Genomic DNA, 12,189 nt, shown 5'->3' with positions numbered 1-12,189 from the left:
CCCCGCTCAGGCGGTGCCGAAGCGGACGGCTGCCCGGGCCTTGGCCTTGGCAGCCTCTTCTTCTCGGTCCTTGGCGGGTGCGTGCGTCACCAGCGAATCCAGCAGGTGCTGCGTGATGTGGGCGATCTCGTGCACTGCCGCTTCGAAGGCGTCCTCGTTGGCCTTGGACGGCTTGGTGCTGCCGCTGATCTTGCGGACGTACTGCAGGGCGGCGGCGTGCACCTCCTCGGAGGTAGCGTGCGGTTCGTAGTTGTGGAGGGTTCGGATATTCCGGCACATACCGCCATGCTAGGCTCTGGAACGCCTGGAATCGACCCCTGCCCTGCAGTGATCGAGCTTGTCGGGATCCAGGTTTCGACAAGCCCAACCACCGATATTGCGCATGGGCAGGCGTGCCCATCGACACTGTTTGGGGGCCGGGATAGGTTCTAGGTAATGGATCTTCCGGATGAGCCGGGGGCCGCTGGGGATGCCGATCTGGATCGGATCCAATGACATATGAGGAGAAACTGATGGCTATTTGGGGCGCAGATGTAGAGCAGCTCAGGACTCTTGGCACGAGGCTGCAGTCCGGTGCTTCGGAAATCGAGCAGCAGCGGATTAACCTTTCCCGCATGCTGGACAGCACCACGTGGGAAGGCCCGGACGCAAAGCTCTTCCGCAGCGAGTGGAGCAGCACGCACACCAGTGCTCTGAACCAGGTCATCCAGGCGCTGAAGGATGCCGGCACGAAGGCAACCCAGAACGCCAACGAGCAGGACCAGGCTTCACGCTAGCCACCACCTTGACGGAGGGCCCGGACACCACAGAGTGTCCGGGCCCTCGCGCGTTTAAGGGCGTCGGCGCTTAGGGGACGGGTTCGACGTCGTTCGCGTGATCCAGCGGTGCAGGCTCCCCGGTGGAAACCACGGCACCGGGGCGTAGCTCATCCAGCCGCACCAGGACCACGCCGCCAACAATGAGCAATCCGCCCAAAAGCTGGATGACGCCGGGAAGTTCACCCAGAAGCAGCCATGCCCAGATCACGGCGAACAGCACCTCAGTCAGCGAGACGAAGGACGCAACTTTGGAGCCGAGCGCGCGGGCAGCCATGATGCCTGACACGTAGGCCAGGACAGTCGCCAGGATCACCAGGCCGCCCAGGGCAACCCACCAGGGCGCAATCCAGGGCCCGAGCCGGGTGTCCGCGGTACTGAAGGCCATGGGAAGCAGTCCCGTGGCTGCGGCAATCCACATGACGGCCGCACCCACCATCAGTCCGGCTGACGCCAGGACGATGGGCGGCAGTGAATCGTTTTCCTTGGCCGTGATGAAGAAATAAATGGCCAGGCACACCGCGGCGGCCAATCCCCAGAGGACCCCGACGCCGTCAATTTTGACGCTGCCGGTGAGGTCGAGTACCAGGACCAGGCCGGCGAGGGACAGCACCGTTCCGCCGAAAGTCGACACCCTTGGGCGTTTGCGGCTGGCGGCCCACAGCCACAGCACAATGAGCACCGGGGCGAGGTACTCAAGCAACAGGGCAACCCCCACGGAGAGCCGCTCCACCGCGTTGAAGTAGAAAAGTTGGCACGCGGCCACGCCGATCAGGCCAAAAAGGCCGATGGTGACCCAGTTGTCCCGCAGCTGGTGCCACCGTCCCCGCAATGCCAGGATGGCCGGGATGGCAAGGATCAGCGCGGCGCCGGTCAGCCGGGCCGTCACAGCCGCGCCGGGAGACCAGCCGCTCTCCAGGAGTGCCTTCGCGAAAGAGCCGGACAGTCCGAAGACGGCCGACGAGAACAATGCGATACCCAGGCCGGAGCCAAGGAGTTCCCGCGCAGGTGCGGGGTTGAGGGCGGCAGACACCGTCGCCTCCTGTCAGGAGTAAAGTGGGGTTATGGTCCTGACATTACGCCCCGACCGAGTAAGGAGTCAAGATGGTTTTTGCCCCTGACACTGAGATTGCCCTGCGCACGGTGGTCAACCTGATCAACACGGCCGCGAACGGACGGGAAACGTTAGCCACCGAGGCGGAGCTGGATCTCTTCCTTGAAAAGGAGCGGTTCAGCGGCTCCCGTACGCGGGATGCGGCGGAATTGGCCAGCGTCCATGAGCTGCGCAGCCGGCTGGCGGCGCTGTGGACCGTCGATGAGGACACTGCGGTGGCCGCTGTTAACGGGCTGCTGCGGGAGGCGAATGCCCTCCCCCAGCTGATGAAGCATGACGGGTGGGACTGGCATCTGCACGCCACCACCATGGAAGCGCCCCTGGCAGACCGGATGAGCACTGAGGCTGCCATGGCCCTGGTGGACGTCATCCGAAGCAAAGAGATGGACCGGCTGTTGGTCTGCGAGGCGGAGGACTGCGATGCGGTACTCCTGGACCTCAGCCGCAACCGGTCGAAAAGGTATTGCGATACCGGAAACTGCGCAAACCGCGCGCATGTCGCCGCCTACCGAGCGAGGCAGGCTGCGGTGCGCTAGATGGAGGCCTCCGCCTCACCAGGCCTGGCGCGCGTGGGGGCGCCGGCGAGCTAGGAGTGGCTTGGTCCGTCAGCGTCAGGCGCCCCGGAAGTGCCGCCCTGCTGGCCTTGGCCGTGGCCGCCGAACCCATGCGATGACTTTTTGGCCGAGCTGAGGTTGACCCCGGAGCCCTTGCCCAGGTGCTCGGCGTTTTCCTTATGGCTCATGGAAAGCATGGCCGCAATAACCAGCGTGACAATGAACGCGATGCCGGCGCCGGTGAACGCAAGATCGAACCGCGGCTCGTGGGAGCTGCCGCCCGAGGCGAAAATGAGTACTGAAACGAAGGTGAGTACGGCCCAGAACGCGGAGAACATCAGCGGCCCTTTCACCGAGGTCCGCAGCTTGCGCGGTTTGCCTGGTTTCTGGTCTGCCACGATATTTCCTCTCCTACAGCCACGCCGCTATGGCCCGCTGGTTCGTATGTGTGCGGTTGTCCCGCAGGGTTTTCTACACCGGGTAGAAACGTTTGCTTCTAGTTTACGGCTTCGGGGAGGCAGTCCGGGCATCGTGCCTCAACGTGAGCCCGGACAGGACCCACAGCACGCCGGAGATGATGGCCCCGCCGCCGGCGACGCCGAGCAGGGCATGGGCTCCGAGGCTGATGAAAAAGGGAAGGGTGGCCGCGGTGCCGAGGCCGATGATGCCTGACGCCAGCCAGTCGCGGGCCAGCACGTGCCGGCCCCGGTACTGGATTCCGCAGTAGAGCTCCACCGCTCCTGCGACGGCGAGACCCAGGGCCGCGACGATGCCGAAGACCCTGTCACCGTGCAGCAGGGCCAACGCGGCGCCTGCACCGGTGAGCGCCGCCCCGGCCGCGGAGAGAATCTTGCCCGGCATGCCGTCCCGGGCAAAGCCAGCCTTCGGGATTGCCCAGAGCAGCAGAAGGCCCGTAGCCAGCAGGTACAGTCCCCCGGACCAGCCCATGACCGCCAGGGACGGCCCGGGCCAGAAGATCGTCACGGCCCCGAAGACCAGTGCAGCCAGGGCACGGAGCAGGACGGGCTTCCACAGGTCAGCCTGCTGGGCGGTGCCGGCAGCTGTGTCTGCAGGTGTCAGTGGTGGGTTCACCGGTCCAGTTTAGTGGCCGCGGGTCCTATGGCGAACCCAGCACCATCCAGCGGTCCGACCGCGCGCGGAGTCCCAGGGTCACGGCGCGGGCGGTCATGTAGGCCAAGGCAAATGCGGCCCACAGCCACACCAGCCCGGCAGCCGCGGAAACCCCGGAGGCTGCCACCGCCACCAGCAGCGGGGCGTAGACGGCGAGGTTTGCCACCCCCGCCAGCGCCAAGTACTTGGCGTCGCCGGCTCCGATCAGCACCCCATCCAAAACAAAGACGTATCCGGCGATGGGCTGGCCCGCCGCCAGGATCCACAGGGCGTACATCAGAACCGACTGGACGGCGGCGTCGGACGTGAACAGCGCCCCTGCCCAGGGTGCAGCCACGGCCAGCAGGATCCCGGTAACAACACCGAATCCGGCACCCCAGCGGATCATCGTCCGGGTGAGATGCCGAGCCTTGGCGGGGTTGGAGGCCCCCAGTTCCTTGCCGATCAGTGCCTGCGCAGCGATGGCGAGGGCATCCAGGGCAAAAGCGAGGAAGGAAAAGATGGTCATGGCCAGCTGGTGCGCCGCGAGATTCACGGCGCCCTGGCCGGTGACCACAAAGACCGTGGCCAGGATGGCGATGCGCAGGCTCAGCGTGCGGAGCATCAGCCACGAACCGACGCGGGTCATCGCCCTGATACCGGCCCAACTGGGCAGGAGGCTGACGCCGTGGCGCGCCGCATTCCGCTGGACCATCACCAGATAGACGGCAGCCATGGCCCATTGCGCCACGCTGGTGCCGATCGCCGAGCCGGCCACGGACAAGCCCAGGCCGTAAACCAGCCACAGATTAAGGACAATATTCAGGGCAAAACCGGCGGACGCCACCACCAGCGGCGTCCTGGTGTCCTGCAGACCGCGGAGGACACCCGTGCCGGCGAAAATCAGCAACATGGCCACCAGCCCGGGCATTGACCAGCGCAGGTAGTCCACGGCAAAGGCGTGCACATCGCCCTCCGCACCCATCAGGGTTACCAGCGGTTCAGCCGCGAAGAACCCCGCCGCCGCAAGGACGGTTCCCAGCAGGAGTGCCAGCCAGACGCCGTCGCGCCCGGCGGCGAGTGCCTTTCCCAACTGGCCGTGGCCCATAGCGCGGGCCACCGCCGGAGTTGTGGAATAGGCAAGGAATACCATCAGGCCGACGGCGGTGTGCAGCACCGCGGAGGCTAGCCCCACTCCTGCGAGCTGGGCAACGCCCAAATGGCCCACGATGGCAGAGTCCGCCAGCAGGAACAGTGGTTCGGCGATCAGCGCGCCAAAGGCAGGGACGGCCAGCCGCAGGATCTCCCGGGCGTGGCTGGCGGGACGTTCCACGGCGGGGGCGGATTGGTTGGGCACAAAGCCAGCCTAGCGGGCTTCACCGGCGTCCCGGCCGGGCTTCCGTGACGCCCCGCGCCATGACAAAGGACACAAAACCCACAAATTAGTTGACACTTCAACAAACCATCCGGGACACTCGAAATATGAACCAGTCACGCCTCACCACATCCGCCCTGACCATCTTGCGCGTCGCCCTCGGCTTCCTCTTTGCTGCCCACGGCTGGCAGAAGTTCAACGAGTGGACCATCGCCGGCACGCAGGCAGCGTTCGCCCAGATGGGCGTACCAGCAGCCAACCTCACTGCACCCCTCGTCGCCGGCCTTGAGCTTGCCGGTGGCATCGCCCTCATCCTGGGCGTACTCACCCGCGTTGTCGCTGCCCTGCTGGCCGTGAACATGATCGGCGCCCTCTTCATGGTGCACGCCGCCGCAGGCGTCTTCGCCGACAAGGGCGGGTACGAACTCGTCCTCCTCCTCGGCGCGGCAGCCCTGGCCCTCGCCCTCACCGGCGCCGGACGCATTTCCGTGGACCGCGCGCTGTTCGGCCGCATGAACAACAAACTGGCAGTCCTGGCCTAACGGCTTAGCTTCACCAAGAACGACGACGGGTGGGCACCTTGGTGCCCAACCGTCGTCGCGCTTAACAGCGTTTCCCGTGGAACGGTCAGCCCACGACTCCGCTCATTTCATTCGGCGCGTGCGCCAGTTCAGCACTCTTGACCACCTTGCCCGTCTTCAGGTCCACAGCATGAATGCTCGACGTGGCCGGCTCGGTAATGTAAGCCTTCGAGCCAAGGACAAACAATGCCGGGCGGGGATCCTGCCACACTTCGGGCTCCTCCCACGCACCCACCACCGGGATATCCGCGGTGACCTCCCCCGTAAGCGGATCAATCACGTGCAGCGCCCCGTCAGTCCCGAGCACCAGGGCCTCACCTGCCGGGCCCCGCCCCAGGGACCTGAAGGAATAACTGACCCCGAGGGCCACCAGCTTCAGCTTGCCGGTGTCCGTGTTGACCAGCGAAATCCTGGTGGGCCGCTCAAGTTCGGCATCCCGGTCCACCTTGTAGTCGCCGAGGATCACCGGCGAGGCCGCAGTTCCGGCTTGGTTCCCCATCCGGCCGTATGGATCGGGACTGGGCACCTTGGTGAAGGCTCCGTCGCGGTAGATCAGCATGCCGTCCTCGCAGCCCACCACCACCGTCGCCTCCCCTGCCACCGCTTCGCCATGCACGCCGGGGCATGCCTCGTTCCGCAGAAGCTCCCGGCGGTCCTGTCCACCCCCAGCATCCGGCGCGCCCAGCAGCGCCATGCCGGAGTGGCCCTCCTCGTTGCCCAGCGTGACCAGCAGCTTCCCACCCTCCAGCCCGATGGCCACGCCATGGTGGGCTTCCGGAGCGGTGTAGGTGCTCGTGGGAGGTAGTCCCGTTGCGAGAGCGCCCGCCAGCGTGGCAGGGTCAAAAATCTCGGCCGTGCCCGAGCCGTCACTGAAAAGGACCGTTGTGTCCGCATGGGTGACCACATGGCCGGCCTTGTTGGCGGCGAAGGCCCGGTCCGTGAGCCGGGGCGCGGCGGCGTAGGAGTGCCCGTGGTCGCCGTGCGCCTCCGTCCACACGCCCGCATCGAGGACGTGGAATGCGTCCCCGCCCGACACCAGCACATGGCGGCCGTCGCCGGCGGGGTTCAGTCTGTTGAAGCCATCCATGGGCAGCTCCGCCACGGATTCGAGCGTCTTGGCGTCCAGCACGGACAGACCTTGATCGTGGGTCAAGACAAGGCGCGGCGTGGGGCCGGGGGCCTCCTTGGCCTCCGGCCTGGTCTCATTTCCACCGCTGGTGGCAGCAGCGGACCCCTGGCCCACCGCGGAGCCTGCGCCGCCGGTGCCGCAGCCCGCCAGGACCAGAGCGGATACGGCCAGGAGTGCCGGCGTGAGGAGAGGGGAGCGATTGGCCCGGGGGCCGGACTGATGGGAAGTTGTCTGCATGGCTTAATGATAGTGATTATCATTAGCGTAGCAAATCGCCTCTACCGCAAAGTAACCGCAGCCGTCAGTAAGATCGCAGCATGACTGAGACCGCGGCCAATTCCGTAACCCTCCGCTTCCTGGCCGCACCCATGGACGTGGGCCACAGCGGTTCGGTGGATGCAGGGACGGTGCTTGAGTGGGTGGACAAGGCCGCTTACGCCGCGGCGGTGGGCTGGGCCAAGTCCTACTGCGTCACGGCCTACGTGGGCAACATCCACTTCGCTGACCCGGTGAACAGCGGCGACATGGTGGAGGTTGAAGCCACCATCGTCTACACGGGCCGTTCCTCCATGCACATCCGCACTGTGGTCTCTTCCGGCGATCCCAAGGGCGGGCCGGCCACGATGCGCAGCCAGTGCATGGTGATCTTCGTGGCGGTTGGCGACGACGGCAAGCCGATCCCCGTCAAGCAGTTCGAACCGGTGACAGCCGCTGAGATCGAGGAGCGGGACCACGCCCTGGCGCGGATCAAGATCCGTGAACAGATCGTCGAAGCCATGAACGCCCAGGAATATACCGACGCCGGAACGGCCGAACGCGTGACGCTTCGGTTCATGGCCGCGCCCACCGACGTCAACTGGGGCGGGAAGGTCCACGGCGGAATCGTGATGAAGTGGATCGACGAAGCTGCCTATGTCTGCGCCTCGCGCTACTGCGGGAAGGACACCGTGGCGGTGTTCTCCGGCGGCGTGCGCTTCTACCGGCCGCTGCTGATCGGCCACGTGGTGGAAGTGGAAGCCAGACTGGTCTACACGGGGACGAAAGGCATGCACATCGCGGTACACGTCCGCTCCGGCGACCCCAAGGGCGGGGAACTGAACCTCACCACCTATTGCCTGACCGTGATGGTGGCGCGCGACGCGAACGGCAACTCGGTGTCCATCCCCCACTGGGTGCCGGTCTCGGAAGAGGACAAACGCCTGCACGCCCATGCCCGCGAACTGCTCGAGATCCGCGGGACGGCACCGGGGAACCGGCTGCCCAACCACCTGCTGCAGCAGGGCTGAGCCGGCCGGCTCCTCCCGGGGTGGGCCGCTTAGAAGCCGCCGCCTCCAGCGTCGGCGGCCATGTTGGCAAAACGCGAATAGTGGCCCTGGAAGGCAACCACAATGTCCTTCGTGGGTCCGTTACGGTGCTTGGCGATCAGGATGTCAGCCTCACCGGCACGCGGTGACTCCTTGTCATAAACGTCTTCGCGGTGCAGCAGGATCACCATGTCGGCATCCTGCTCGATGGAACCGGACTCGCGGAGGTCAGAGACCATGGGCCGCTTGTCCTGGCGCTGTTCGGAGCCACGGTTCAGCTGCGAAAGGGCGATGACCGGGACCTGGAGCTCCTTGGCCAGAAGCTTAAGCGCGCGGGAGAACTCGGAGACTTCCTGCTGGCGTGATTCCACCTTCTTGCCGGAGCTCATGAGCTGGAGGTAGTCCAGGATCACCAGCTTAAGGTCATGCTGCTGCTTGAGGCGGCGGCATTTTGCCCTGATCTCCATCAGCGACATGTTGGGGCTGTCGTCAATGAAGAGCGGGGCATCATTCATCCGGCCCATGGTGGTGGCGATCTTGGACCATTGCTCGTCCTTGATGGTGCCCTTGCGGAGGTCCTGGAGGCCGATGGTTGCTTCGGCGGACAGGAGACGCATGGCGATTTCATTCCGGCCCATTTCGAGCGAGAACATCACCGTGGCCAGGTTGTTCTTGATCGCTGCTGACCGGGCAAAGTCCAGGGCGAAAGTGGATTTGCCGACGGCGGGGCGGGCGGCAATGACGATCATCTGGCCCGGGTGGAGGCCGTGGGTGAGCTCATCCAGCTCATAAAATCCCGTGGGCACCCCGGTCATGCCTTCGCCGCGGTGTCCCGAGGCTTCGATCTCGTCCACCGTGGATTCCATGACGTCCTTGAGGACCACATAGTCCTCCGCGGTCCGCCGCTCGGCCACGGCGTAGACCTCGGCCTGCGCCTGGTTGACCAGATCCTCGACTTCACCATCCGAGCCGTAGCCCAGCTGGACGATTTTGGTGCCTGCGTTGACCAGGCGGCGCAGGACCGCGCGCTCGGCCACGATCTCGGCGTAGTACCCGGCGTTGGCGGCCGTTGGGACAGTCTGGATGAGCTCATGCAGGTAGGCAGGCCCGCCGATCCTGTTGATTTCCGCCCGCTTGGTCAGTTCATCCGAGACGGTCACGGCGTCCGCGGGCTCACCGCGGCCGTAGAGGTCGATGATCGCCTCATAAATGGTCTCGTGTGCGGGCCGGTAAAAGTCCTGGCCACGGAGGATTTCCACAACGTCGGCGATGGCATCCTTGGACAACATCATGCCGCCGAGTACAGACTGCTCCGCCGGAATGTCCTGGGGAGGCTTACGGCTGGCTTCCGAACCGCGGGTACCCTCGATCGAGTCCAGGTGCGTTACTGACAAAGCTGCCGTCCTCCGTTGTGCCGCTGATGCGGCGGTAAGCCATTTATCCTGGCGGGAACCGTCCCGCGGAGTTTCCACAGAGCGGCGTACCCTCAGGTCTACCAGTGGCCACTGACAGCCAGGACCGTCCGGCCTCAATGGGACCAGCGCGGCGCGCGCAGGAGTTATCCCCACAATCCACAGGTTATCCACAGAAGGTATGTCCAGAGCCGAGGCCTGGGCCGTCGGGGTGGTCCCGCCTGTCGGCGGCGGCGTTCCCTCGCTCCCCAAAAACAGGTATCCCGCAACGGTAGCCGTCACCGCGCCAGCCTCCAAGCCAGCAACCCCGGCGGCCTGTGGATAACCTGTGCACTACGCGGCATAGCTTGTGCACAGCCTGTGCATGACCCTGTGGATATAAAAAAACTTTGGTTTCGTTTGCGGGGTTGACCTGCGGAAACGTTCCCATCGGGATGTGGACTAAATATTCTTTTCGGGAACCTTCATCCACAGCTTGCAGGGCGGCTCTGTTGATACGAGGGCGGGTTAAGGGCTCTGCCGGGCCAATCCATGCTGCCTTGATGATGAACCTCACACGCGACGGCCCGGTTTTGACGACGCGGCGGCGGGGCTGTATGCAACATGAGGAATGTGCTGTGGATAACGGCCATCTGGCATAAGCTCTAAGCATGGGCGACATACTGATGGTGCTATTGCCGGCCGGAATCCTGGTGGCAGTTCTATGGACGCTCGCAACAGCTCTGAGGCCGCGCGATTCCGGGACCTCGGATGCCGAAAAATACCAGCAGGACCTCGCCAGGCGCTCCGCCGAGCACTACGCAGAGCAGGTACGGGTGGCTACGGCGGTGCGCGCACGCCTCGAAGCCAATACGCGTCCGAGCCAGAACGAGCAGCAGCAGTCCCAGCAGGAAGACCACGCCCGCGCGGCACGGCGTGCACAGTCCGGGCCGGGGACCGGCCCCTATAGTTTGTCGGCACTCCCTGGCGGGCAGCTGGATCCACAGCTTGCCATGCAGCTGCAGATGATGGCGCGCGACGGGCACAAGATCCAGGCCATCAAGCTCCTGCGCCAAGCAACCCATACAGACCTGGCCACCGCCAAGAAGTACATAGATCGGCTTTAGAAATGGAATCGCTCGTGATCCCCGTCATTATCCTTGCGGTCGTGGCCGCCGGCGTAGCACTGGCAGCCCGCGCGTTCGGCAAACGTCAGGCTTCGGCCCGCCAGGCCAGAAGCGCCCCGGCGCCGGACTCAGCCGAGCTGGCCCGCCTGGTCGCCGGCAAGCTCAGCGAAGACCAGCACCGCAAGTTGTATGCGTTGATTGCCCAGGGGCAGGCGATGGCTGCCATCAAGTTCTACTACGAGTCCACGGGGGACGGCCTGCGCGCCTCCCGGGACGCCGTGGGGGCGCTTGCCGCCCACCCGCAGCCCTATCGGAGCCCGGAACCCGGAGCGGCAGAAACGGAGCCCGACGACGACGATACGCCCCAGCGGTTCCCGTACCGCTACCGTGCCATTGCCAGCAAGGGCGACGTTACGCGTGAGGTCAGCAGCAACATGCTCAACGATGAGATCTACGGACGGATCCGCACGTTGGCCCGCAGTGGTGACACGGAGGCCGCGGCCACTGCCCTGACCAAGCACTCAGATATTTCCCTCAAGCAGGCCCGCGAGTTCATCGCGCTCCTCGACGACTAGAAGTCGAACAGGTCGCCAAGCCAGCCCTCCTTCTTCTTTGGCCGCCGGCGGTCGTGGTCGCGGTCGTAGCCCTGCTTGCCGTACTTCCGGTCGTCGTAGCGCGGCTGCTCAAACCGCGGCTGCTCGCGGCGCGGTTCAAAGTTCGGATACAGCGGAGGCGGAACCGGAGCGGGAGACGCGGCTGCCGGGCGGGGTGGCGTCGGACCGTTGCCGCCCGTAGCCTCGTTGACGCGGTCGATGATCTTGTCCAGCTCGCCGCGGTCCAGCCAGACGCCACGGCACTGCGGGCAGTAGTCGATCTCCACGCCGCTGCGTTCGCTCATGATCAGGTCAATAGAATCCACAGGACATTTCATGTCCCGGTCAACGACTGGCGGCAACAGTTAGTTCGCCCACCCCGAACCTGTGGCGCCGGGGAGCCAGCCGCTACCGTCCGCCGGAGATGCCCGCCAGGAGCTGCTCAAACGGCAGCGACTCCGCCACGGCCGGTTTCCGGCCAGGCTGCGCGCCCTTCAGGAGCCCGGCGAACTCTGCCGCTGCCCGCTCCACGCGGTCCGAAAGGGGCAAGGCGCCGTCGTCGGCGTTTCCCCAATCCTGGGGGCCGGCAAAAACGGCCGTCGCGGCCATCCGGGTACGCAGGTAGCTGAACAGTGGACGCATGGCGTATTCGAGGACCATCTGGTGGCGGTCCGTGCCACCGGTGGCGCCCAGCAGGACGGCTTTGCCTTCAAGGGACTTGGGGTCCAGGACGTCGATAAAGGATTTGAACAGGCCGCTGTAGGACGCACTGAACACCGGGCTGACAGCGATGATGCCGTCGGTTGCCTCTACGCCGGCGATAACCTCTGCCAGACGCGGAGCTGCGTAGCCGGTGACAAAGTTGTTGGCGATGTCCACCGCGAGGTCCCGGAGCTCAACTACGTCCACGGCCACCTGGTAGCCGGCGTCCGCCAACTGGTGCTCTGTGGCGGCAGCCAGCTGGTCAGCGAGCAGCCTGCTCGAGGACGGCACGCCCAGGCCAGCGGACAATACAGTGATGCGGCGGGTCTCCACCATGGACTCCTCAGGTTCGATACTAACTACACTACATGTGTTTGCATGTACTACGGTAACC

Annotated in this window: 15 protein-coding genes; 6 read left to right on the top strand and 9 right to left on the bottom strand. The window is 65.2% G+C overall.

Annotated features, from left to right (window positions below):
• Nucleotides 1-6: 6 nt before the first annotated feature.
• Complete coding sequence (locus tag J2808_RS17110) at nucleotides 7-279, bottom strand: DUF2277 domain-containing protein (RefSeq protein ID WP_309819000.1); 273 nt, start codon at nucleotides 277-279, stop codon at nucleotides 7-9.
• 233 nt (nucleotides 280-512) lie between these two features.
• On the opposite strand from J2808_RS17110, the gene J2808_RS17105 reads away from it, so the two are divergent.
• Nucleotides 513-776, top strand: a complete 264-nt coding sequence (locus tag J2808_RS17105) for a WXG100 family type VII secretion target (RefSeq protein ID WP_309818997.1) — start codon at nucleotides 513-515, stop codon at nucleotides 774-776.
• A 70-nt stretch (nucleotides 777-846) separates the two neighbouring features.
• On the opposite strand, the gene J2808_RS17100 is transcribed toward J2808_RS17105, so the two are convergent.
• Nucleotides 847-1,848: an EamA family transporter gene (locus tag J2808_RS17100; protein ID WP_309818995.1), complete on the bottom strand. Its 1,002-nt coding sequence runs from the start codon at nucleotides 1,846-1,848 to the stop codon at nucleotides 847-849.
• Between the two features lie 71 nt (nucleotides 1,849-1,919).
• On the opposite strand from J2808_RS17100, the gene J2808_RS17095 reads away from it, so the two are divergent.
• Nucleotides 1,920-2,465 carry a CGNR zinc finger domain-containing protein gene (locus tag J2808_RS17095; protein ID WP_309818993.1) on the top strand — a complete coding sequence of 182 codons (546 nt, stop codon included), beginning with the start codon at nucleotides 1,920-1,922 and terminating at the stop codon, nucleotides 2,463-2,465.
• Nucleotides 2,466-2,515: 50 nt separating this feature from the next.
• Here the strand turns inward: J2808_RS17095 and J2808_RS17090 are convergent, their stop codons facing one another.
• The 3 genes from J2808_RS17090 to J2808_RS17080 form a co-directional block, all read right to left on the bottom strand.
• Nucleotides 2,516-2,881, bottom strand: coding sequence for a hypothetical protein (locus J2808_RS17090; RefSeq protein ID WP_309818991.1), 366 nt, complete (start codon nucleotides 2,879-2,881; stop codon nucleotides 2,516-2,518).
• 103 nt (nucleotides 2,882-2,984) lie between these two features.
• Nucleotides 2,985-3,575: a hypothetical protein gene (locus J2808_RS17085; RefSeq protein ID WP_309818989.1), complete on the bottom strand. Its 591-nt coding sequence runs from the start codon at nucleotides 3,573-3,575 to the stop codon at nucleotides 2,985-2,987.
• 25 nt (nucleotides 3,576-3,600) lie between these two features.
• Nucleotides 3,601-4,950: an MATE family efflux transporter gene (locus tag J2808_RS17080; RefSeq protein ID WP_309818987.1), complete on the bottom strand. Its 1,350-nt coding sequence runs from the start codon at nucleotides 4,948-4,950 to the stop codon at nucleotides 3,601-3,603.
• Nucleotides 4,951-5,075: 125 nt separating this feature from the next.
• Between J2808_RS17080 and J2808_RS17075 the strand changes: the two genes are divergently transcribed.
• On the top strand, nucleotides 5,076-5,510 hold the full coding sequence (locus J2808_RS17075) for a DoxX family protein (protein WP_309818986.1): 435 nt from the start codon (nucleotides 5,076-5,078) through the stop codon (nucleotides 5,508-5,510).
• Nucleotides 5,511-5,595: 85 nt separating this feature from the next.
• Here the strand turns inward: J2808_RS17075 and aztD are convergent, their stop codons facing one another.
• Nucleotides 5,596-6,915 carry a zinc metallochaperone AztD gene (aztD, locus tag J2808_RS17070; RefSeq protein WP_309818984.1) on the bottom strand — a complete coding sequence of 440 codons (1,320 nt, stop codon included), beginning with the start codon at nucleotides 6,913-6,915 and terminating at the stop codon, nucleotides 5,596-5,598.
• Between the two features lie 80 nt (nucleotides 6,916-6,995).
• Between aztD and J2808_RS17065 the strand changes: the two genes are divergently transcribed.
• Nucleotides 6,996-7,964 carry an acyl-CoA thioesterase gene (locus tag J2808_RS17065; protein ID WP_309818983.1) on the top strand — a complete coding sequence of 323 codons (969 nt, stop codon included), beginning with the start codon at nucleotides 6,996-6,998 and terminating at the stop codon, nucleotides 7,962-7,964.
• Between the two features lie 29 nt (nucleotides 7,965-7,993).
• Here J2808_RS17065 and dnaB read toward each other — a convergent pair whose 3' ends face one another.
• Complete coding sequence (dnaB, locus tag J2808_RS17060; RefSeq protein WP_309818981.1) at nucleotides 7,994-9,376, bottom strand: replicative DNA helicase; 1,383 nt, start codon at nucleotides 9,374-9,376, stop codon at nucleotides 7,994-7,996.
• Between the two features lie 668 nt (nucleotides 9,377-10,044).
• Between dnaB and J2808_RS17055 the strand changes: the two genes are divergently transcribed.
• Both J2808_RS17055 and J2808_RS17050 read left to right on the top strand, forming a co-directional pair.
• A complete protein-coding gene (locus J2808_RS17055) occupies nucleotides 10,045-10,500 on the top strand; it encodes a hypothetical protein (RefSeq protein WP_309818979.1) in 456 nt (151 codons plus the stop codon).
• A 2-nt stretch (nucleotides 10,501-10,502) separates the two neighbouring features.
• Complete coding sequence (locus J2808_RS17050) at nucleotides 10,503-11,075, top strand: hypothetical protein (protein WP_309818976.1); 573 nt, start codon at nucleotides 10,503-10,505, stop codon at nucleotides 11,073-11,075.
• On the opposite strand, the gene J2808_RS17045 is transcribed toward J2808_RS17050, so the two are convergent.
• Together J2808_RS17045 and J2808_RS17040 are read right to left on the bottom strand one after the other, a co-directional pair.
• On the bottom strand, nucleotides 11,072-11,431 hold the full coding sequence (locus J2808_RS17045; RefSeq protein ID WP_309818975.1) for a TFIIB-type zinc ribbon-containing protein: 360 nt from the start codon (nucleotides 11,429-11,431) through the stop codon (nucleotides 11,072-11,074). The genes J2808_RS17050 and J2808_RS17045 overlap by 4 nt on opposite strands.
• Nucleotides 11,432-11,501: 70 nt before the next feature.
• A complete protein-coding gene (locus J2808_RS17040) occupies nucleotides 11,502-12,128 on the bottom strand; it encodes an FMN reductase (protein WP_309819351.1) in 627 nt (208 codons plus the stop codon).
• Nucleotides 12,129-12,189 lie beyond the last annotated feature (61 nt).

Origin of the sequence: Pseudarthrobacter sulfonivorans, assembly GCF_031454915.1 — a bacterium.
Taxonomy (GTDB): domain Bacteria; phylum Actinomycetota; class Actinomycetes; order Actinomycetales; family Micrococcaceae; genus Arthrobacter; species Arthrobacter sulfonivorans_C.
The sequence above is the reverse complement of the archived record's forward strand: the minus strand, read 5'-3'. Positions and strand labels throughout refer to the sequence as shown.